The following is a 22,727-nucleotide window of genomic DNA, read 5'->3' on the forward strand; positions in this document are numbered from 1 at the left end:
CACCAAAATAAGGGTTGCTAGGTAATAAGCTAAAATTAGCATACCTAAAATGTAAAAACTATCTTGATTCATATTTATTAATTTAAATTTAAATTCCAGTATTGGACTTCACTCATTTCTATTGGAATTCGGCCCATTCTAAATCCTTTGGATGTCGTTTCCCATAAATAGTATTTCTTTTGATCTTGCACTTTGAAAACTAAATCTTCATTATATATTTTATCAAGTGATATCCCTAGTACCGAATGCATATACAATTCACTACCAAAAATGGCAACTTCATAATTGAAATGTTTCAATAAACAGAAGAGGAATAGAGTTCTTGAATCACAATCACCTTTAATATCCTTCAAAAACTCTGATGGGGATTTAATACCAAACCTAACATAGCCTTGACACGGATTGTTAAGTAATAATTCCCTTATCGATGGATCCCTATAATCATAAGGATTACAACTATCATCTAAAATTGCAAAATAAGGAATACTTTGAACCATACTAACCGCAACTTGTGGAAAATCTTCATAGCTTAGATTATTTTTTGTTCTTATAGAGTCTAATGAGTTGATAACATGGTATAAGGATTCTTCAGATACTTGATACAACCGTTTCAAAATTAAATTATAATCATTTTCTGATCTTATATTGGGCAATGTTTTCTTAATATTTCGTTCATAGTTAACAAAATCACTGTTAACTCTAAGATAGGTTTCAAAAGGTCTATTTTTAAAATCTTTCCATTTAATATGATGAACAAAATCTAAAGTTGAGTTATCCTTTTCTTGCGCTTTTGTTTCGGGTATTGGTTCAATAGCTCTAGACTCATTGAAGTCAGATTTAAAATTAGTGAAAAAGTTGAATAGACTAAATCCTATAAACAGAAAAAAAAGTATATTAAAAAAATAACCAAAATACCTAATTAAACTAATTCTTTTCATCAAATAAGATATTCCCCAAATGATAAGAATTGCTCCTATTAAATATAACAAGTTCCATCCAAGGGCGCTAAATAAGGCGAATATTATAATTCCTAAAATTGATAGATGGAACAGAAAACCCAATACAGTAAATATAAGTGCAAAAACGGCACCGATTCCATCCCAAAAGTCATTTGAATATTGTTTGTTTTTTTTATAATTATAATTTGATTCTGGTGTTAAAAGATTACCCCAAAAATCTTTTGAAGAGACATCTTTTAAGGCATGTCCGAGTACCTTGGCACCTGAGATTTCTTTTCTTGCTTTTACAAAATTGGCTTGAAACTTATAATCTTTTTCAATCTCAATTTCAACCTCATTAGATTTGAAACTCTTAAAATCTTCACCCCAATTGATAAAAGAAGCATTTTTATTAGGAACAGCTGTAATCTTGACTTTTTCTCCTAATGCATAAAGCTCCTTTTCAGGTTCAATAATAATTTTACCTGGCCCAGAAACCTTATCAAACAACTCATAGAATGTAACTTTTTCTACCTCAGTTCTGATTTTCTTTTTTAAGCCATAAGCTTCTAGAACTAAAGTTGAATATATTTTTGTCCCCTCTTTTACAGAGTTTATTCTATTGACCTTTAAATAGCCATTGTCAGACACATACTTATCACTGCATATTATTTTATCGAATATTATACTATAACCCTTTGTGACATCGTCAGGTAAATAAACTTTAGTCTTTTCTGGCAAGTCTATTCCAAAAACTCTATCCTTTTTAATACCATCTGGGATATTAGGCGAGTTATATTTTTCTTTAACTTCAAATTTTGCAGAAAGTACATTGTCAACATCAAATACTTCACTAAGTCCATCATTTATTTTTTTACCTGAAACTTTAAGTTCAAGTATACCAGAGACATAGTGAAAGTCTTCAAAGTCAATATTAATTTCAACTACCTTCATTTAAAAGCCATTTTGAAAATTCTTTCTCACTACCAAGCTGAGGATGTTCAATTCTTTCTGTATTGTAAGGAGGGTCTTTATATGGTGTTTTAAATTCTAAGTTAAACTCAGGGAATTTCCTGTTTAAAATATTATTATAACTTTTTAAGAAATAATTGTAGTTCTGCTCTAGAAGATTTCTTTGGACAGTAATTTTATTTCTGTAATAGTTATTGTCAAAGTCAATTCTAAACTTCAAATAAAATGGCAATGAGAAAAACACGATAAATAATACAGAAAATGGCCATATATATATTAAATTCTTATCCATTAATATCATTTTCTCAATGAAAAAATTTCTAGAGTACTGATATTCTATAAATTGATTAAGTGATTTATTTTTTTCCAACTGGAATCTTTCAATTTCATATTTTAAGTCATTATCTGAAATCTTTAACTCTTTTAGTTCTTTCACCTTAGCTGAATAATCAAGATTCAAACTTTCATTTTTTTTATAAATGGATTCAACAATTTTTACATTCATTAAATTGTCTACCTCGTCTGAAAAAAAATAATACTCAATAGGTTGAGATACTAATAGACCTAAGGCAAACAAAAAACTAAATCTAATAACATATGAAATTGAGACTTCTATTTTTTTTCCCTTTTTATGAGGCAAAACATTTTTAGTCAATGTGTATTGTATGAACAAATAAAGAAACAATACTAAAACTGAGGCATAAATTCCAATTAGTAGGCCTAAATAGTAAGATTCTAATAGCTTATATACCCCATAGGAAATACTAATGAAAGTTATAAGCATTACATGAATGACTATAAGCCCTATGCAACTGAATTTTATTCTTACGTATTTATTACAATTATGAAGAATATTTCTATCCTCGCCGGCAAACCACCATAGAAATCTATTATTTTCTAATAACCTTAATTTCATATCCTAAGAATATTTAATAAAATCCTCTGGGTTTTCATCAATTTTTCTTTTTTCGGATTCTTCAAATTTTTCTATGGCATATTTAGTGATTCGCATTTGCGCATCATGAAACTCCTTTTGCTCTTGAATTAATTTTTCGGCCTTTAAAAACCTTACTAACTCCCTTTGAACTCCTTCTTTATCCTCATAATAATCTTCTTCTATATAAACACCGTTATCAGCTAGTTCTAATGCCTTATAGTTTTCGGTCATATAGTCATATGGTGATTTTATTAACATAAGCTTAAAGAAAATAGGCGTCAGCTCAATTGCTAAGAACAATAAAGTTAAAAACCAAGAAACTGTAGGGTATTCATCTTCCGCTATGGTAATCCGTTCAGCCAGACCATCAAGCCCAGACAAACTAAAGCTTAAATTATCAATCTCTTTGTTTTTTTCAGATATATAGCTACCTATCTCTTTATTCAAATCTGCAATAAGAGGCTCAAGGTTTGAACGCATTTTATCACGTTCTTTTTGCCGGTCTTGCATAATTAAATCAAGTCTTTTAGCTTGAACTCCATATCCTCTATTATTCTCCTGCGTCATTTCAGCATTAAGATTCATTTCTGCCATAGTAACTGCGTCTTCCGCTTTGTCAATTTGTTTCTGATATTCAGCAATTTTAGAATTTTTCTCGGCGATTCTAGCTGCAAACTTATCCTCTATTCCTTTTATAGCATCTTGCTTTAGTTCTTCCTGCTTTACTCGTAGCTTGGCATCTATTTCTCCTTTTAAAATTCTAATTTCTAGTGGTTTTGATATTGAAATAGCAATAATACAACCCATTATTATTCTTGGAAGTGCACTTTTGAATTCACCCCATGTAATGGCCTCAGTACCATCTCCTTTACCAGTACTAGTAATAATAAACCTATCAATATTATAAATTATTAAACCCCATATGAGTCCGAAAATAAGTGCTATTATCATGGTTCCGAGATCTGTAGTCTCTGTAAATCCAGAAATGTTATTAATAGTAGAACCACCTTCTGTCAAAGTCCAAAGTTCAGTAACATCTGATTGTTTGGGTTTAAAAATCGTATAAAAAGCATATCCTCCCGACAGTCCAGCCATTATTGCCGTGGCAATTACTATACCCCCTAAGCAAAAATATTTTATTTGATCACTATAAGTTGATTGGCTTAAAATATATTCATCACCTCCAGCAGCTTTCCAAAATAACTTCATAACCTTCGACGGTTTTGGTGTTTTGTATATCATATCATCCATATTGCTCAATTATTTTATTTAGTGTATTTCTTGAATTACTTAAATCAGTTAATTTTTTACCAGCTCTGATATTATTATAAACTTGTTTTATGCTAAGAACTTTTGAGCTTTTAATCGGTGAAATGTTTACAGTAAAAGTGTTACTTTCAATATTCTTGTTTTTTAAAAGAAACCTAAGTTTTCGCCTATAGTAAATTTCTTTTTCGTTTTGGAGATTATATGGTTTTGTAGAATTTATAACTGGAGTTTTATATTGAATTACTTTCTCGGGTGTAATTTCTATAAGAACCTTCGCCTTAAAGAATATACTCCTTAATTCCAGTTTAACATGATTTGTTCCGTTCAAGGGAGCAACAATGTAAAATTTTTGAATCGGAACCCTTACATTATTGATCTTTAAATATATTACTCCTTGCAAATCTAATATCAAACTATACAACTGTTTGTTATTAGATCTGTAGTAAAAAATATGGTTGCTCACTAATTTGGGTTTTCTAAAAAAGTTGAAAATTTTAGTGAGCATTGGTTAGATGTGGTTGATTATGGTTCAGAATAAACTTTTAATTTTTTTAAAATATTAAATCATGAGTTTTCTTACTAATAAACATGTTTAAATGTCAAAAATTCTGGTAAATTACCTCTCAGACTTTTTCAAAATATTCTAATTTTTGTTTTTCTTTAAAATCACTAACTCAAAGCTATACTATTTCAATAAAATGTCCTTACGGATTTCCGTAGTTAAAATGAGTTTATCAAAATAAAAAAGCACGTCTTTTTATAGACGTGCAATTTCATTCTCTCACAAGAGATTAATTAATAGCAATACAATATTAATTTATACAAATCTAAATTCATTACGGGATTCCATAGAGAAGTGAATTTTTATATAAGACCAAGATCCTTAGCTATGGAAACTAGATGAATAGTATTATTAGCTTGAAATTGAATTTTTAATTTGTTAAGTCGTTTTTCTATGGAACTTAGACTGCTCGGAGATATTTTTTTTCTTTTTAACTTAAGACTAATATCTTCTTGGGATTTTCCTTTTGATAAATCCTTGAGTAATAAAACATCAAAATCATCAATCTCTAAAGCCGTTTTTTGATTTAATGCTTGTTTAACCTGTTCAGAAAGATATAAATTGCTATTGTATGTCTCCCTTATTGCTTGGGCAAGTTCATCCAATCCCTTTCTTCCTTTGCATACATATCCTATTATATTGTAGGATTCAACCAGTCTTCTAACCCTTTGTAATCTATCTTCTATAGAATATACTATAATATTCAAATCAGGGCATTCATTGCTCAATATCCTTATTAGATCTTCTCCAGATGGGTACTTCTGTTCTCTATGATCTGACTTAAAAGATAAATCCGTTATTAATAAATCAAATGGTTCTTTATCTAAAAGACCTTTTTTTATTTTAAGGTAAGCGTCATCACAATATTCTACCCTTTCTACATTTTTTAAGCCTAAAGAATTTGCTATTGTTAATACGCCAAGATTTATGCTTCCGAGATCATCTGCAATGATTACTTTTTTATACATAACTATAATGTAATTTTAGCCTTAAAACCTTTCCCTGGTTCTGAATCAAAAGTAATTGTTCCATTTACTGCCTGAATACGGTTTTCCGTATTTCTAAGACCATTTTGTTTTTTTAAAATACATCCAATACCATTATCACTGTAGTTAATTGCTATTCGTTGATTCATTTTTTCAAACGAAATAATGACGAATGAAGCCTGACTATGCTTTTTGGCATTGGTCATTAATTCCTGTAGAACCCTATAAAGTGCTGTCTTTTTTAGTTCTGATATCGATGACCAGGATACCGATTTTAAATTCTTGGCAATAACTCGAATATTTTCATCATTATAGTTTTGTAATAAGTCTGTCAAAACGATTGAGAAATCCTTCATAAAATTAATGGATTTATTCTCTTTTGAAATGTCTCTAGTTTTATTATAAATAAGCTCTAAATCATCTAACAACTCGTCTTCGACTGGTTGAATATTTTGATACTTCGACATGACTTGGTAAACGTCATTTGCTACCTCATCATGAATTTTTTTAGAAATTCTTTTTTCTGTGTTATATACTTGTTGAAGTTTTTCCTTTTTATGTTGGAATCTCAAATAAAAGTATATAAAAATAAAAATCAACACTAAGAACGCCCCAATAAATTGATAGGCTATTTTTTGAGACTTTTCCTTTTCTTGTTTAAACTTATAATCATTGGCAAGGCGTTCTTGTTCAGCATAGTTAAATTTTATCAGAGCATATTTGTTTTCCCTTAATTGGTTGACCCTCTTTAAACTATCATTCACCTTCAGGAATTCTTGTACGGACTCATTGCCTTCAATAGTCATTTTGTTCTTTAATGCATCCTCTAAGTATGAGGAGCTTCCCAATGATTTTGCTGTCTCATACGCTAGTTCTGCATTATCATTTGCCAATGACATTTGATTTTTTTCTTTGTAATATTGTGAGAGATATTTGTAGCTAGAATATATTCCATGTCTGTCATTTATTTCTAATCTTAGTTGTAGCGCTTTCTTTAAATGCTCCAAAGCATTTGGACGGTTCAATTTTGACTCTACAAAGCCCAGATTATCTAAAGCTCGAGCTTCTTGTTTTTTATCACTAGTTCTCTTGCTTTTTTGATAAACTTCAAGAAATTCTTTTTCTGCAAGTTCATAGTCTCCCCGTTCAATGTGCACTAAGGCTATATTATTTTTTATAATATTAATGTACTCACCAGCTTCAGCTAATTTTAAGCCTTTGTTGAATTGATACAATGCAGCATCATAATCCATTAGTTCCATATAAGTCCTCCCTAATTGGTTGTAGAGACCTATTTTGCTAAAGATTGCAAAATCATTATCCGGATAACCCTTCAAATGTTGCAGTGCTTCTACAGCTGTTGATTCACTTCCATAATAATCCCCTAATTCATATTGGATAATCGCTTGCTGCCTTAGATATTTTATGGTGGCAATAGAATCATTATTTCTTATGCTTTCTTGTTTTCTTTTGTTGAAAAAATCAAATGCCTTAGGAAGGCTTGTTTCGTCTTTCGGATTATTCGCTAAATTAAAGTAGTACTGAATACTATCAATTTGTTTGTTCTGAATTAAATTTGATTCAGTTGCATGGCTAAGAAATACGAGTCCTAAAAATAAGAGGAATGAAAAATTATATTTCATTCCCCTAAAGTAGTAAGTTATTTTAATTTAACACTTAGTCTCCAGTATTTGAATCTGGTGGCGGTATGGGTGGAATATTACCTCCATTTCCACAGCATTCTTCTTCAGTTGCAACTGACCCATCTCCAGGAATATCTTCTGGAGCACATGAGTATAATGCTAGATTAAGGAAAACCGTAAACATGATTAAAACTATTTTTTTCATTTGAGATGATTTTTTAAAATTTGACAATGGTGGTGCTGGCCATTGCTACAGAGCATTGGCTTTGAAAGCATCACAGATTTAAAAAAGAAGAGACGTCTCCCTTCGTTGGGAAGTAGTGGAGTCCAGAAGTAAAGTGTATTAACACTTCCCAGAGATGATACTACTTTACTTTGAGACTCCTAAATGATTGATTTCCGTATGTAATTGTGAGTCGGGAAATCAATCAAGACAAATGAAAAAATAATGGTTTGGAAACACTGGAAATAGCTTGGAAATTAAAGGGAAATATTATGGAATTTGATTTCCATTTAGCATCCATAGATTATTTGTTTAATTTTAACCTCAAACACAACCAATAATGCACAAAAATCTCATCATTGAAGCTTTTAAAAAGGCTAAGAATGACCTAATAAAAGAGGGGCGAAATAAACCTTCTAAAGTGGTCATTTCTGAAAAACTATCAGATTATATTTCTGAGCATACCAAGACACAGTTGGGAGAAAGACGATTTAGGGATTATTATGATAGAGCATTGGAAATATCTTCGGAAAAGGAAAAGGATATCACAATACAACAGCATGATATTGTAACTGCATTATGTAACTATTTAGAATATGACAGCTATGAAGATTATAAATCGGAAAAACAGATAAGAAACTATAAAATACTCTATTATATTCTTGGAATTGTTTTAATAACGGTAATTTCAATTTTAATCTTTAACTTTAATTCTAATTGCTGGATGGAATGGAAAGATGATCACTATGAAATAGTTGATTTTGATTCGGAAAAGTTAAACAACGGTAAATTAAAACTTTGTAAGCAAGATCGCTTAGAAGATTTTAAAAGAATTCAGGTTAATTGTTCTACTTCTTTTTTTAAGATAAATGGAGATGTAAAAATATGGTATGGTAAGAATAGTGATAAAAAACTAGAATATTTTTCTTCTTATGGTTTACATCCTAAAACGGGTAAAACTTTGAAACCCATAACAGAATATATGATAAGGAATCATATTTGCAATCCTGAATAGTTTACCCTAATACAAAACATTATTAAAACTACCTTCCGTATTTAAGGGATCTGACTGCCTTTTAAGGCTTTATCAAAATTTATATCCAAGATTAAAGGTTATATGTTAAGAGATATTTCAAAATGAAAATAGTTTGGAAAGATATGGATATGATTCTAACGAATAATATAAATAACTCTTTATAAGTCTGACAAAAATTTTAATATCTATAAAGAGCATTGAGAAACGGACATTTTACATAATGTGCTTATAGTTTAAAGCTTGTTTGGAATGTTAATATTGTATTGATATTTCTCACAATTCTACTCAAAAAAGAAGTTAATAGAACACTGTTTAAAAAAGTCTTCGCTCCACCATTGCTCCATAATTCCAAAAAATTAGTGTGCGTGCTTATACGATTGGAATAACACTTGCTGTTTCGGGGTGTGGGGTCTAATTTAAGCGTGACATATTGACGTTTTAGGACGTTTTAGGATTTTGTGATGGTTTACCCCACTGTCAAGTATTATCGCTCGTATTTGAAGGATAGGTCGCTTTTATTTAAAGCCTTAATATCAAAGGTGGGGATGACCCCTATTTGATCATTAAAAACACGTTTAATAATTTCCATGGCTTCATCTCGGTATTCAACTTTAACCAGGACGGAATCGTGAATTGTAAATGGAACAATACCGTTTACGACAAGCTCTTTGGCGATACAATCGATGAACAAATAGCTTTCAATTTGTTGCAAATAAATAGGTAGCAGTTTATGGTCTTTTAGCTTGAAAATCTTAACCGCATGAAATATGAAGGGATAAACACTGGCAAAAATTTTTTTATCCTTTTCAAAGGGTATTGTTTTCTTGTAATTTTGATAAATTCCATTTTGAGAGAACAAGATCCTAAATATAATGTTCTTTGCTTCAGCCCTTGAAATATCTTCCGTATAACTTTTGGTAAAATCATCGTACAGATTTCCTTTTAAAACAGCCTCATAGAAGGTTCTAAAATTCACCATTTCCGATTTTTCTTGATTTTGGTGAATTAAACGAATCTTTCGAATCGCTTTAATACCAAAGGTTTCGGTAATTTTACTTTCATCTAAATAACAACATAAGGTATCCCTATAGTTAATAATATTATCTATTAATACCCCTAATAAAAAAGGTTGCGAATTTTTGAGGTCGATGCTAACGTAATCACCCTTGATAAATTGCCTTAACTCTGACTTTAAATTGGTCAGATTGGTGTCAAGCCGACCATTGGTCTTGTTTCTTTTAAAATATCTGAGCCTTTTATCCTGGATATGGTTTATGGAGGTTAAATATGATAGCTTTTTGGACGGTTCTGGAACCCCCTCGATCCATTTCTTTGCTCCTTCATAGTCAAACTCCATTTTCATTAATTCGTCCTTCATACTCTTTAAATGAGGCTCCAGCCTGTTGTAGTGGGCTTTTCTTTTACGAAGATTCTTTATTATTCGCTTACCCAACCTGCTATTTGGCTTGATGGTGAATTCAACTAACCCATTTACGTACATGGGGTTTAACTTATACCCCTGTGACTTAACACCATTTTGATAGGATTCATTGCTAATTATAAATTCACCTTTCTCCAATATTTTAATATAACTATCTATATTACTGACGGTTAACTCTCTTAAATATTTACGGTTTAGATTTATAAAATCTTCTTTCTTGTAAATATTCCCCATAAAGATCAAATGATGAACTATATAATAGAAATATTCCCGCTGAAAGCTAATTTTCGTTGGGTTTGCCTTTAAATATTTATCAAGTTCATCGACAAATAATTTAGGCACATACAGGACTATCGGCTGGCTGACCCTCATAACCAAAATTCACTTAAATAGTGAAAAACGGCTTGTAAATGGGCTATAAAATCGCTATCTTTCGGTTGTCTTTTATATGGGTTGTTATGGTGGTTTTTCATTATTTCAGCCCTTTATTTTTTCCGTTATATCGTTTTGTATCTCCATTGTACTGGTTAAGGATGGTGTTGTCCATGCCCATATGCCAAATGCTTTGCTGGTTGGGTAACTAACACATCCATATCTCTTATTTATGGCCCTTATGAAAACTTCGTAGTATATACTTTCACCTGTATTGACTAAGTACAAGTACGCTGAGTTTGTCTTGCTTAATTGGGTGAAATGGAAGCCTTTTACCCGCCCTTTACCAACGAAGTCGGTCTTTAATTTTTTAATCGCCATTGCCCTTAATTTTTAAGTTTTACAATGGCATCCTCAAGTTCCTGACGTTTGTAATACACACGTCCCCCAATTTGATAAGAGGTTAATATCCCTTTCTTAGTCCAGTTATGAACACTTGAAAGATCAATCTTAAGTAATTCAGCCACTTCATTACGTGTTAAATACTCGGTTGGCTCCTTGGGTTGGAAATTTAATTTGAGATCTTCTAATTGAGAACTTATTCCCTTAAGGATTGCCTCAGTGATTGAATTTTGGAATTGGCTAATTAATGAAATAATTAATTGAATTGATTGCATAACCTATTGTTTTAAATGTTATGCAACAAAGGAAGATTAGGTTTTTTTTAGGTTTCCCTAATTCGATTTAATAGGGACTAATTTGAGGGATTAAAGCCGATTGAAGCAAGCTTTGTTTTTACTTTTTGAATAGCTTTTTCGTTTCTCAAGGGGTTATTTTTTTGATCTACATTTATATTATTTATGGGATTAATGTAAGACTGGACAGTTGTTACTTTAATACCAGTAAAACCACTTATAGCGGCTGCCAGAGCATTCGTAGATGCTGAAAACGGTTCTTTTGATTTTAGGAAATCAAATATGCCCAATAGTTTCAACATTATTATTTTCTCTGTTCCCTTTGCATCACTGAGATCTAGTAAGTCTTCTTCACTTTTTTGTTGAGCCAAATTGAATCTATTTAATCTGACATTAAAGTCTACTAGACGATTTTTTAAGTTTTTACGGATATTTGGAATTTCTTTAACAAATTGAGGATATTCCCTTTCCAATAGTTGTTCTATTATTTGTTCTCTTCTTTCAGGTGTTGCAGTTTTAAAAACTTTATACCGCTTTTGTAAATTGCTTCTTAGCTCTTCCATAATTTGTTCGTCTGTTATATTTTCATAGAGCTTTATTTTTGCCTCAGTTTCTTTAATCCCTAGATTTAAAAAATCAACCTCGTTTTTATCATTGTTTTCATTCAAGAATCTTTTTAATTCTCGGTCATAGCGTTCGTTTTCCTGATTATACAAATAATAGTACATAATTTTACTGGTTTGATACGTTTTTAACAATATTTAGTTGAGGTTCTCGCCTTTCTTTTAATTCTTGAGTTTGATAATACTCCAAAAACACATCCAGATGTTCATCATTGCTTTGGTTTATGTACTCTAAAAATGTACTCTCTTTTTTATGACCTGTAACACGCATAATAACAGGAGTAGGCAATTTTCTATAATGAATGCAAGCAAAAGTTCGTCTTCCGGAATGCGTCGATATATATTCGTGCTTTGGCCTAAGCTCTTTTTTATTTCTGTTTGTTTCCTTATCGATTTTTGTCCCCATTACCATTTCATCAATTTTTGCAAGTTTGCAAATGGTTTTAATGTGTTCGTTAAGTTTCTGCGTTGAAATTTTATATGGCAAACCCTTTTCGTAAATCTCTTTTACTTTTGGCAATACGGGTATTGTAATATTCTTATTTCCTTTGCCTTGTTTGATAGAGATTATTAATCCTTCACCATATTTTTTAAAGTTTGGTTCTATTATTCTGTTTGTCAAATCTGTTCCCCTTTGGCCAGTATAACAGCCAAGTATTAGCCATTTACGGGCATTGTTTAAGGCTTCACTACCTTTCAAATCGGCTTCCTCTATCTTTTTAATATCATTTTCATTTAGAAAAATTACATCCATGTCATCATCATATGGAGAAACCCTTTTAAATTTTATAGTATGGAAGTCTTTAGATATTTCTGTAAACTCAGATGCAACCCTGACAACTTTCTGTAAATCGGTTAATTTCTTTATTGCAGTTGTAGGACTGTACTTTTTAACGTCAAATAACCACTTTTTAAAGGCATCAAATCCCATTTTGTTAAGATCTAAAATGTGTATAGTTTTCTTGTTTTGATATTCTTTGAAACTTTGAAAAAGACCCTTATATGATTTCAATCTGTTTTTACTTAAACCATACCCGCCCTTTGCATTTTCCATTAAATGAGCATTATTGATAACATGTTCTATCCAATACAATACATTCGTTTGTATATGATTCTCCTTCACACGTCCAAAATGAACATCAATATTATACTTTAACCAATTAATATCGATTTCAACTCCATTTTTACTTGCAACATTGTATTTTTTCAAAATGTTGATTTTTAAATCAAGTAAATCAGTTGTTAAGTTTTTATTGGTGCTGGTGTTTTGTTTTGGAAGTCTAGTAGTATTACTCCAGTCTTTAGGGTTAATAAAAAATCCCGTCTTGGCTCTAGGTGTCAAACCTCGTTTAATTGAAAGTCTTAAATAAATAGGTACATTTTCAGCATTACTAAATAATTCAAAACTAATGGTTGCCATGATGTAGAATGTTTGAACACTCAAATATATCTATAAATAAAATTTTTGACAACATTTTGACAACCAAAATAAGTCTTGATTAAATATTATTCTATTTTATTCAATTACAACACAACCTTTATTGTCAGTGCATTGCGTTGATTTTATTGTGATTGTTCTGGTTTTAATAAGGCAATTTAGACATAATAATTGAACAGTTTCGATTCCCACCTTGAGTACTACATATAAAGTCAATTAGTTGTAATTCAATTAGTTGGCTTTTTTGTTTATGGTCTTTTTAAATATAGACTAAAAAATATAAAAATTAATAAAGGCCTATTATTTAATAGGCCCTATTAGAATATTAATTTTTTAAAAACTTTTTAAAGAAATATCCATCATCAGATTCAAATTTTAAAATATACAAACCCTGTGGAAGGTTTTGTACATTAATTTGATTATTCTTAATGATTCCATTCCTTTTATTTACACCAAACATATCGTAAACAGAGTAAGATGTGTTAGTAAGGGATATTAGACCTTTTAGATAGATAATATCATCCACTCCATTTGGATACAAAATGAAATTATTTTTAATATGATCAGGTTTAATAAATTCTTCGGTTATTTTGCCATTATCGTGGGGTACAGAAATTTTTATTTGTCTCTCTGTATAGTTCCATGAATCATCAAAGACTCTAACATTAATGTAATATTCCCTTCCATTTCCATTACCAGATCGTTCAGCTCTTAATAATACATTATGCTCATCAATTATTTCCCAATCAGGAGATTTGTCACCGTCTCCAAGGCCATTTTCGGGCTCATTGCTCGTAATATAAAGTTCGGTTGTTGTTGAACCACAATTGTCAGTAACATTATATTCTATTGGTATTTGCTCCATTTTATGATTTGGTGGCCAAAGAGGTTCATAGAATTCGTTTAAATCTGAGATAACCGGTGGTTCTATATCGTAAACTATAACATTAAAATTACATGTGGCAATATCACCTGTTGAAGTGGTCAAGACAAACGTGTTTGATGTTGTACCTACAGGGAAAAATGAACCACTTGGTAGACCGGAAGTCTGTTCAATACTTATTTCACCGCCACAATTTGCGGCAGGAACAACTTCTGGGTAATCCACATAAGCACCGCACATACCGGGAAAATTCTCTACATAAATGTCCCAAGGACATTGAATTTCAGGATCAGAACACGTAGTTGCCATAAAATTATATTCCCTCGATAATCTATTAAAAGTTACATTATAAGTTCCTTCAAGAACAGGAATATTAGGGCCACTTAAAAACGCTACACCAGTTGGAAATGTGCCGCCTCCCCAATTAGTGGTCCAATCTTGGTTTAGCCTGAATTTCACCTCTCCTGAACTAAAATAATAATCGTTCAAGGTATAATTTTTGCCGTCTTCGGTTTGCATATCAATGCCATTTGACCAACCATTTAATGATGATCCAATAATTTCAATATTTAAATAGTCAAAATTATATTCACCTGTTTCAATATTAAATGTGATATTATATTTTCCTCCTGTAATGGGTATATTTGGCCCGTCACGTGTTGCAATACCAGACGGAAAGGTGTCACCTCCCCAATTGATATCCCAACTATCATCCTGTCTAAATTTCGCCTCTCCTGAGTAAATTCTGAAATTGTATAAAGTATAAGTTATGCCATCGGTAGTTTGCATATCGATATCATCTGACCATCCATTGAGAGCTGAACCTAATATTCCAATGCTGGCAGGACAATTATCTAAACATGTAAAAGAATACTCTCCCGTTAATCTGTTAAAAGTTATGTCATAATTGGTTTCAAAATGTATGGGGATATTAGGGCCATTTGGCCATCCTATACCAGATGGAAAAGTGTCGCCTCCCCAATTGATTTCCCAACTATTATCCTGTCTAAATTTTAATTCTCCCTCCTTTAGTGGGTAGTTATAAAGAACATAGTTGATGCCATCTGTGGTTTCCATATTTACATCTTCATTCCATCCATTGACGGCTGAACCCAAAATACTTATAGAATGTTCTTTAACACCTAGATCTGTTAAAACAATATTGTCAAAATACGTGGTTGTATTGTCAGTGCCCATTTCAAAGCTTAATTTGTGGAATGGAAATACAGCAAAAGCATCAAAATCTATACTTATAGTTTGCCATTCTGTGGTAGCATCATATAAATATCGGTCGTATCCAATCAGAGTTGTCCAGTTTCCACCAAATTCTCCCAAATAAACACCAAAGGAACGATCTGCATCTGCTTTTACGTCAAATGAAAGTTCATAGGAATGCCCTTGGGTTAATTGGAAACCATATTGTTCTAACTGAACATTCCATGTCTGATCTCCAGGATTAATTATGTTAAAATTACATACACCATCCACAACAGTAGGGTTAGCTTCTGAACCATTTCCATAGTAATTCACCCAAAACGTCCAGGTATTAATAGGTGGTGAAGCTCCTATATCGGGAATGATTTCGGTGGTAAAACTAAAATCACCATCGTATAAAATATTTTGTGATTGACTTACACTAAATGTGAAGCTCATAATCACTAAAATCAATAATTTAAAGTAATTTTTTTTCATGACCCTTAGATTTAAAAAAATAAGTTAATTAATTTACTTATGTCTTAAGTGTCATACAATGAGATATATCAGTTTAGGTCAATTAACTGAATAAAAAAACAATTAATGAAAAATTCATATTTTCTGGTATATTCTTAACGTTCTGAGGCTTTTGCTTAAATCGTTTAACAAATCCTCTATGTGACTAGGAACGTTTTCAAAACCACTGTTTAATATACCTTTGTTGGCATAAAAATCGCATTTCTTGAAACTTATTTTAATTGTTTTTTTACCTTCCTCAGGGTAATTTTATTTTAATCGGGATAAACACATACTCTCTATCTTCAAAAACCAACCATGTAATGTAGTTCAATCCCAAGCTATAGTCTTTACCTGTTCCTAGGCACATGGTGTCATTCGTAAACTCCTCAAACCAAAGTTTTTCTTTTTTCCTCCTTTATCAGATTCATCTTAGTTGAGTAAATCGATTGAAGTTTTTAATTGATTAAAAGCCTTTTTAATTTTTGAAAGTGGCGATGCTATATTCATGCGCATAAACAATTTATAATCGGCACCAAAGGACCCCCCTGATGCCAGGCCTAATTTGGCTTTGTTAAAAACTAACTTTTTCAAATCAGTTTCAGATAGGTTAAGTGCTGTAAAATCCAACCAAATTTGGTAAGTGCCCTCTGGCCTAATCATTTTTACCCTTGGCAATTCATCATTCAGGAAATTTTGTATCCAGTTTATCGTTTGTTCCAAATAATCCACTAATTGATTTACCCAGTCTTCGCCATGCGTGTAGGCCGCCAAAATAGCATAGGCCGATAAGGCACTTCCTTGGTGCAAATACATAGAGGCTACAAAACCATAAATCTCATCAAATAGCTTTTTATTGGTCGTATAAATATAGCCATCGGCAATGCTTTGCATACCAAATGTTTTTGCCGGTGACCCTAAAATGGCTATATGGTTTTGAATACCATTAAACGATAAAACGCTATTGAACTTTGAATTGGAAAACACGATTTCTGAATGCACCTCGTCACTAACAATCATCACACCATAAGTGTTTGCAAGATCAATGAGACTTTGCAACTCATCACGTTTCCAAACACGTCCAACAGGGTTATGCGGATTACAAAGCAAGATGATTTTGGTGTTCCCCAATTTTAATTGTTGCTCCATATTTTCAAAATCCATGGCGTAATGCCCGTTTTTGATTTTTAATGAGTTGTCCAGGACTGTGCGATTTGCCATTTTTATGGCCTTGTAAAACTGATGGTAAACCGGCGTTTGTATCATGACGCCATCACCTTCTTTAGTCAAGGTTCTTAGTAGTACAGCTATTGCGGTAAGTACACCGTTTACTTGAATAAAAGACTTTGATTGCAAGTCCAAATTATGGCGTTTTAAATTCCAATCGGCTATGGCTTGGGTGACCTTTGGGGTAATATCCTCATAGGCATACACACTTCTCTCAACAATCCGCTCCAATGCCTGTGTAATTGGTAGCGCTACTTTAAAATCCATATCCGCAATCCACAAGGGCATCACATCAACGGTTCCAAACATAGCTTTTAAATAACTTGGGTTATTTTTAACAAAATTATTTTCAACTTTATATTCGTTATCAAATAAGGTCATAATTTATGTTTTCTGGATAACTACCAATCAAAGCTAACAATATTGAGCCGCTTCATCTCCATTTTATATTGATTTTGTGTTGGCATTTCTTGAATATGAGTCACATTCGGCAACTGATTTCAATCTTAAAAATCAAATTCTTTTTTGAAGCTCTTATAGAATGTTCTTATATAAAAAAAGGAAGCTAAGCGCTTCCTTTTTACTTTTAAATATTTATCTAAGATTTTCCAAGAATCCTAAACATCCCTGTTCCACAGGTAGGGCATTTTCCTTTCATTGCTTTTCTACCATTTTTCATGGTAACTTCAGCCGCATCTTTGATTTCTTTTTTGTCTTTGCACTTTACACAGTATCCTTCCATAATTTTATTCTTTTTTATTAGTTAAAATTCATATTGATAAATATAAGCTATATTCCTTTATGGTAACAATAAAAACTTAATTTTCCCTACCACCATTTCATCTCCGAACTAATCCTCTTGTTAAAAACCAACCTAAATATAGGTCAATCCTGTGCAACCTTAGTCAGCACCCGTTCCAAAGCATATGGCGTTATCAGTAAACTCTTCAAGCCGAATTTTTTCCTTCCCCCCGCCTTTCTCAGATTCATCTTCCTTTCTGTTGAAGCTTTTATGTAACAATACTTTTCTTTAACCATTTCTTAGGCTTTTACGGCCATGGCACTTTTTTTAAACCCGAAACATCAACCACAATGCTTTCCAGACTTAGCCCAGCTAAACTGAATGAAAACCTGTCGGTTTTGTTTTTATTCGATGTTGCACTTCCGTTTTGGGCGTGAATTTTTATTGCCAAAAATAGGGTAATGATGAGGTTAATTGTTTTGATTTTAACGCTTTAAAAAATTACAATCTTAAATAAATGGGAGGGAAATATGGAACAAACTTAAAAACTATTTCAAAAAAAATTAATTTAAGTTTTAACGGGCATATAATCTTCTTTCGTCCCATCAACATTAATAGCTATTATCGTTCCATAATCTGCTTCCTATCTGTGAGTTTTCGTTACCTTTGTAAACTTTAAAAGACACGTTTATGATCTATTCAATGACAGGTTACGGTAAATCTGTTTTGCAATTACCCACAAAAAAAATAACCATTGAGCTTAAATCCTTAAATAGTAAAAATTTAGATTTAAATGTCCGAATGCCCTCAATTTATCGAGAAAAAGAATTAGCAGTCAGAAAACTACTTGCAGATAAATTGGTGCGCGGCAAAATAGATTTTTCTATTTACGTTGAAGCCACTGCAGAAGACACCTCAACGCAAATTAACACGCCTGTGGTCAAACAATACATGGCGCAACTTAAAGACTTGGTAGATGTTGACGATTTGGAGCTTTTAAAAATGGCCGTTCGTTTTCCCGACGCTTTAAATACAGTTCGTGAAGAAATTGACGAGCAAGAATGGAAAACCATTGAATCTGAAATTGATAAAGCAACAGACGATTTAATCATACACCGCCTAAATGAGGGAAAAGTACTTGAGCAAGATTTTAAAGAACGCATCATTACCATCTACGACTTGCTTGAAAAAGTTGTAGAAATGGATCCAGAACGCATTCAAGCTGTTCGCGAACGTTTGTTAAAAGGCATAGAAGAGTTAAAGGAAAAATATGATGAAAACCGATTTGAACAAGAATTGGTGTACTACATAGAAAAATTTGATATTACTGAAGAAAAAGTAAGGTTAAAAAACCATCTTAACTATTTCACTGAATCTATGAATTCCGAAGAATCCAATGGGAAAAAGCTTGGTTTTATAAGTCAAGAAATGGGACGTGAAATTAACACCATTGGTTCAAAAAGCAACTATGCTGCCATGCAACAACTGGTAGTCCAAATGAAAGATGAATTGGAAAAAATTAAGGAACAATTATTAAACGTCCTTTAAAACTAGAGTTCACAAATTAATTATTATTCGCAAAATTAGTGGCAAAGAATAAAAACAAAGGCAAGCTCATCGTATTTTCGGCACCGTCAGGATCTGGTAAAACAACCATTGTTAGACATCTTTTGGGATTGGAAGATTTAAATTTAGAGTTTTCCATTTCTGCAACGTCAAGAGAAAAACGAGGAACCGAAGTTGATGGGAAAGATTACTACTTTCTATCAGCCAAAGAATTTAAGAACAAGATAAAAAAAGAAGAGTTTTTAGAATGGGAAGAGGTTTACAGAGATAACTTTTACGGCACTTTAAAAACCGAAGTTGAGCGTATTTGGGCCAATGGGAAGAATGTTATTTTTGACATTGATGTTTCTGGTGGCTTACGCATAAAACGAAAATTCCCTGAAGAAACCTTGGCCATTTTTGTAAAACCGCCTAGCATTGACGAATTGAAAATTCGTTTGAAAAAACGTAAAACTGAAAGCGAGGACAAAATAAATATGCGCGTTGCCAAAGCCTCGGCAGAATTGGCCACAGCCCCTCTTTTTGACACAATTATTGTGAACGACAACTTAGAAAAGGCATTTGATGAAGCTTACAAAAAAGTAAGCGACTTCATAAATTCTTAAACCAAAGATTTTGAAAGTAGGATTGTTTTTTGGCTCTTTCAACCCCATTCATATCGGGCATTTGGTAATTGCCAACCATATGGCCGAATACAGTGATTTAGACCAAGTTTGGTTCGTCGTTACGCCTCACAATCCTTTTAAAAAGAAAAACACTTTGCTGGATGATTACCAAAGGTTAGAAATGGTATATCTTGCAACAAAAGATTACACAAAATTGAAGCCTTGCGACATTGAGTTCAATTTGCCACAACCTAACTACACCGTCAACACTTTGGCATATTTACAGGAAAAATATCCTGAACACGATTTTGCACTGATAATGGGTGAGGATAATTTAAAGAATTTCCACAAGTGGAAAAACTATGAGGTCATTTTGGAAAACCATCATATTTATATGTATCCGCGTATTTCAGAAAACAAAATAGAAACACAATTTGATGGGCACAGCAACATTCACACTATTGATGCGCCCATTATGGAATTATCTTCAACCTTTATAAGGAATGCTGTTAAAGCAGGTAAAAACGTTCAGCCCATGCTACCAAACCATGTCTGGAAATATTTAGATGAAATGAATTTTTACAAATAGGTTTATCTGCCAACAAAGCCACTACAAAATAGTAATAAGCAAACCCAAAATTAAATCCTTCACATTAAGGTTTGAATTCTTAAATCTGAAACAGCAAACATCTTAAAAAAAGAAACCGCCTAAAACAAAGTGTTTTAAACGGTTTCTAAACTAAATAACCAACCAAAATTTTTATTTAACCCTAGTGTTTTCCCTTGGGTTGTCTACTTTATCTTTTCTAAACTTACGCATCTTGTTTTGAGGCGCAGTTGTTTTTCCTTTTGTATCCCCAGATTTTAAATATTGAATATATCCACGACCTTCAAATTCATAGACTGTTTCGGATACTGGATGATATAATTCTATCTTTCCATCATTGATAACGCTTAATTCAAAATATTCATTGCCCAAATAATCATAATCTAATGTTAAAGTTTTTAGGTAAAAATCTCCTGCAACATCACCTACACCATAAAGTCCAGTGTAATCCCAATATAAATTGTTAACGTTAGAGCCAACAGGGTCTTGAGAACTTCTAAACTCCGAGTCATTTCCGCCAGCTAAAAATTGAAGATAATTTTCATTATCGAACTCGTTAATGGCGCCGTAGTCGCTTGTAAAGGTTTTTTCCCAAGCCTCATATTCTTGCAAGAAATAATGGATATTATCATAAAATACGTATTCGTAATCAAAATTACTGCGTTGATAACCATCTAAAAAGTAGGATGTATCGTTATTTGGATTGTAAAGCTCAATAGTATTTGCATCTATTTCGTAAACATCAAAAGTTTCAAAACCATCAATATCGTGGTAAACATCCAAAATCATATCATATGCATCGTATTCACCCACATCAATGCCATAGCCATTGCCACTATTTCCTAATCCAACAATGTTGTTATTGGCATAAACAATACCATTTCTGAAAGAAATAGTAAACGCCTTTTGTAAAAATGGCGTAACACCGTAACCTTTTGTTGCATTAATATCAACATACCAAAGCTCGTAAGAACCGAGTAACTGATTAAGTGTAATTCCGGGCTCCACAAAGTCATCAACTATTACACGTTCTTCCACAATAACCTCTCTATAGCAAGATGTAAATAGTGTTGTAAATAATGCGAAGCTTAAAAGTATTTTTATTGTCTTCATAATCAAACATTTTTTGGGTTTCTATTAAAAGCGTTTCAAAACGCGTGCCAAAAAACAAACCGTTAATGTTTTAGCACCTTAAGATTGATTAATATTTTACGTATTTTTGAAGAGCTAAATAAGATATTATTAATGGACAAACCTTTAAAATATGCGGTTTTTGGAGCAGGTAGTTGGGCAACGGCCATAGTAAAAATGCTTTCGGAAAACTTAGATGAAATTGGCTGGTACATGCGAAGTGTTTACACCAAAGAACATTTATTACGAGAGCAGCACAACCCCAATTATTTGAGTTCGGTTGAGTTTCATTTAGAACAATTAAAGCTTAGTAACGACATTAATGAAATTGCCGAATATGCAGATGTTTTAATTTTTGTAATTCCTTCTGCCTTCATACACAGTGAGCTTGAAAAACTAGCAGTCAATATTTCCAAAAAAATCATTGTATCGGCGGTTAAAGGTATTATGCCAGAAACTGGTTTGTTGGTTGGTGAGCATTTTCACGAAGCCTACAACGTACCTTTCGATAATATCGCCGTTATAGCCGGGCCATGCCATGCTGAAGAGGTGGCACTTGAACGATTATCGTACCTCACCATTTCATGTTCAGATGAGGAAAAGGCAAAGGCCATAGCCAAAAACTTAAGCAGCGATTATATAAACACAAAAACAAGTGACGATATTATTGGTGTTGAATACGCCGTAATGTTAAAAAACATATATGCCATAGCAGCTGGAATTGCACACGGATTGGGTTATGGTGATAATTTCCAAAGTGTGCTAATGAGTAATTCCATTCGGGAAATGAAGCGTTTCATAAAAAAAGTACACAAAATGAAACGTAACATTAATAATTCGGCATATTTGGGAGATTTGTTGGTTACAGGCTACTCCGTGTTTTCCAGAAACCGTATGTTCGGTAATATGATTGGCAAAGGCTACACCGTAAAATCTGCCCAAATGGAAATGAGCATGGTTGCCGAAGGTTATTACGCTACCAAAAGTGCCTACGTACTTAACCAAAAAAACAAAAAGAAAGCGCAAACACCTATAATTGATGCTGTTTACGACATTCTTTATGAAAATAAGAATCCAAAAAAAGTGTTTAAAAAATTAACGGAACGGTTGGATTAAATGAA

Annotated in this window: 21 protein-coding genes; 5 read left to right on the top strand and 16 right to left on the bottom strand. The window is 32.3% G+C overall.

All coding sequences use genetic code 11. The features are described from left to right. Nucleotides 1-77 precede the first annotated feature (77 nt). From ACB104_RS05200 to ACB104_RS05230, 7 genes are all read right to left on the bottom strand, one after another. Nucleotides 78-1,892, bottom strand: coding sequence for a hypothetical protein (locus tag ACB104_RS05200; RefSeq protein WP_370477225.1), 1,815 nt, complete (start codon nucleotides 1,890-1,892; stop codon nucleotides 78-80). Beyond that, nucleotides 1,879-2,826: a DUF4407 domain-containing protein gene (locus ACB104_RS05205; protein ID WP_370477226.1), complete on the bottom strand. Its 948-nt coding sequence runs from the start codon at nucleotides 2,824-2,826 to the stop codon at nucleotides 1,879-1,881. The genes ACB104_RS05200 and ACB104_RS05205 overlap by 14 nt, the downstream gene beginning before the upstream one ends. Before the next feature lie 3 nt (nucleotides 2,827-2,829). Then, complete coding sequence (locus ACB104_RS05210; protein WP_370477227.1) at nucleotides 2,830-4,056, bottom strand: DUF4407 domain-containing protein; 1,227 nt, start codon at nucleotides 4,054-4,056, stop codon at nucleotides 2,830-2,832. A gap of 34 nt (nucleotides 4,057-4,090) precedes the next feature. Further along, a complete protein-coding gene (locus tag ACB104_RS05215) occupies nucleotides 4,091-4,528 on the bottom strand; it encodes a hypothetical protein (RefSeq protein WP_370477228.1) in 438 nt (145 codons plus the stop codon). 452 nt (nucleotides 4,529-4,980) lie between these two features. Continuing rightward, the gene (locus tag ACB104_RS05220; RefSeq protein ID WP_370477229.1) at nucleotides 4,981-5,646 is read right to left on the bottom strand and encodes a response regulator; all 666 of its coding nucleotides are present in this window, start codon (nucleotides 5,644-5,646) and stop codon (nucleotides 4,981-4,983) included. A 2-nt stretch (nucleotides 5,647-5,648) separates the two neighbouring features. Continuing rightward, entirely contained in the window at nucleotides 5,649-7,307 is a 1,659-nt protein-coding gene (locus ACB104_RS05225; RefSeq protein WP_370477230.1) for an ATP-binding protein, read from the bottom strand. Nucleotides 7,308-7,341: 34 nt separating this feature from the next. Further along, the gene (locus ACB104_RS05230; protein ID WP_370477231.1) at nucleotides 7,342-7,491 is read right to left on the bottom strand and encodes a hypothetical protein; all 150 of its coding nucleotides are present in this window, start codon (nucleotides 7,489-7,491) and stop codon (nucleotides 7,342-7,344) included. Nucleotides 7,492-7,870: 379 nt separating this feature from the next. On the opposite strand from ACB104_RS05230, the gene ACB104_RS05235 reads away from it, so the two are divergent. Next, nucleotides 7,871-8,545, top strand: coding sequence for a hypothetical protein (locus tag ACB104_RS05235; protein WP_370477232.1), 675 nt, complete (start codon nucleotides 7,871-7,873; stop codon nucleotides 8,543-8,545). 505 nt (nucleotides 8,546-9,050) lie between these two features. On the opposite strand, the gene ACB104_RS05240 is transcribed toward ACB104_RS05235, so the two are convergent. The 8 genes from ACB104_RS05240 to ACB104_RS05275 all read right to left on the bottom strand — a co-directional run bounded on the left by ACB104_RS05240 (nucleotide 9,051) and on the right by ACB104_RS05275 (nucleotide 18,148). Continuing rightward, nucleotides 9,051-10,241 carry a hypothetical protein gene (locus ACB104_RS05240; protein ID WP_370477233.1) on the bottom strand — a complete coding sequence of 397 codons (1,191 nt, stop codon included), beginning with the start codon at nucleotides 10,239-10,241 and terminating at the stop codon, nucleotides 9,051-9,053. Nucleotides 10,242-10,765: 524 nt separating this feature from the next. Continuing rightward, nucleotides 10,766-11,056, bottom strand: a complete 291-nt coding sequence (locus tag ACB104_RS05245; RefSeq protein ID WP_370477234.1) for a helix-turn-helix domain-containing protein — start codon at nucleotides 11,054-11,056, stop codon at nucleotides 10,766-10,768. A gap of 77 nt (nucleotides 11,057-11,133) precedes the next feature. Further along, nucleotides 11,134-11,802 (bottom strand): hypothetical protein, encoded by a 669-nt coding sequence (locus ACB104_RS05250; RefSeq protein ID WP_370477235.1) that lies wholly within the window; start codon nucleotides 11,800-11,802, stop codon nucleotides 11,134-11,136. Nucleotides 11,803-11,806: 4 nt separating this feature from the next. Beyond that, nucleotides 11,807-13,117, bottom strand: coding sequence for a phage integrase SAM-like domain-containing protein (locus tag ACB104_RS05255; RefSeq protein WP_370477236.1), 1,311 nt, complete (start codon nucleotides 13,115-13,117; stop codon nucleotides 11,807-11,809). 343 nt (nucleotides 13,118-13,460) lie between these two features. Then, nucleotides 13,461-15,710 carry a carbohydrate binding domain-containing protein gene (locus tag ACB104_RS05260; protein WP_370477237.1) on the bottom strand — a complete coding sequence of 750 codons (2,250 nt, stop codon included), beginning with the start codon at nucleotides 15,708-15,710 and terminating at the stop codon, nucleotides 13,461-13,463. Between the two features lie 450 nt (nucleotides 15,711-16,160). After that, on the bottom strand, nucleotides 16,161-17,336 hold the full coding sequence (locus tag ACB104_RS05265; RefSeq protein WP_370477238.1) for a MalY/PatB family protein: 1,176 nt from the start codon (nucleotides 17,334-17,336) through the stop codon (nucleotides 16,161-16,163). A 217-nt stretch (nucleotides 17,337-17,553) separates the two neighbouring features. Beyond that, the gene (locus ACB104_RS05270) at nucleotides 17,554-17,697 is read right to left on the bottom strand and encodes a DUF5679 domain-containing protein (RefSeq protein ID WP_157804943.1); all 144 of its coding nucleotides are present in this window, start codon (nucleotides 17,695-17,697) and stop codon (nucleotides 17,554-17,556) included. 307 nt (nucleotides 17,698-18,004) lie between these two features. Further along, a complete protein-coding gene (locus ACB104_RS05275; RefSeq protein WP_370477239.1) occupies nucleotides 18,005-18,148 on the bottom strand; it encodes a hypothetical protein in 144 nt (47 codons plus the stop codon). A gap of 239 nt (nucleotides 18,149-18,387) precedes the next feature. Here ACB104_RS05275 and ACB104_RS05280 point away from each other — a divergent pair, with 239 nt between their 5' ends. Genes ACB104_RS05280 through nadD form a run of 3 tightly spaced genes read left to right on the top strand, consistent with a single transcriptional unit; the run spans nucleotide 18,388 to nucleotide 20,457 of the window. Next, entirely contained in the window at nucleotides 18,388-19,245 is an 858-nt protein-coding gene (locus tag ACB104_RS05280) for a YicC/YloC family endoribonuclease (RefSeq protein ID WP_370477240.1), read from the top strand. Between the two features lie 38 nt (nucleotides 19,246-19,283). Further along, entirely contained in the window at nucleotides 19,284-19,868 is a 585-nt protein-coding gene (gene gmk / locus ACB104_RS05285) for a guanylate kinase (protein ID WP_370477241.1), read from the top strand. Between the two features lie 10 nt (nucleotides 19,869-19,878). Next, the gene (gene nadD, locus ACB104_RS05290) at nucleotides 19,879-20,457 is read left to right on the top strand and encodes a nicotinate (nicotinamide) nucleotide adenylyltransferase (protein ID WP_370477242.1); all 579 of its coding nucleotides are present in this window, start codon (nucleotides 19,879-19,881) and stop codon (nucleotides 20,455-20,457) included. A gap of 171 nt (nucleotides 20,458-20,628) precedes the next feature. On the opposite strand, the gene ACB104_RS05295 is transcribed toward nadD, so the two are convergent. Then, nucleotides 20,629-21,588 (bottom strand): nicotinic acid mononucleotide adenyltransferase, encoded by a 960-nt coding sequence (locus ACB104_RS05295; protein WP_370477243.1) that lies wholly within the window; start codon nucleotides 21,586-21,588, stop codon nucleotides 20,629-20,631. Between the two features lie 132 nt (nucleotides 21,589-21,720). Here ACB104_RS05295 and ACB104_RS05300 point away from each other — a divergent pair, with 132 nt between their 5' ends. Further along, on the top strand, nucleotides 21,721-22,722 hold the full coding sequence (locus ACB104_RS05300) for an NAD(P)H-dependent glycerol-3-phosphate dehydrogenase (protein ID WP_370477244.1): 1,002 nt from the start codon (nucleotides 21,721-21,723) through the stop codon (nucleotides 22,720-22,722). Nucleotides 22,723-22,727 lie beyond the last annotated feature (5 nt).

It is taken from the genome of Tamlana flava, from assembly GCF_041287255.1.
Classification (GTDB): domain Bacteria; phylum Bacteroidota; class Bacteroidia; order Flavobacteriales; family Flavobacteriaceae; genus Tamlana; species Tamlana flava.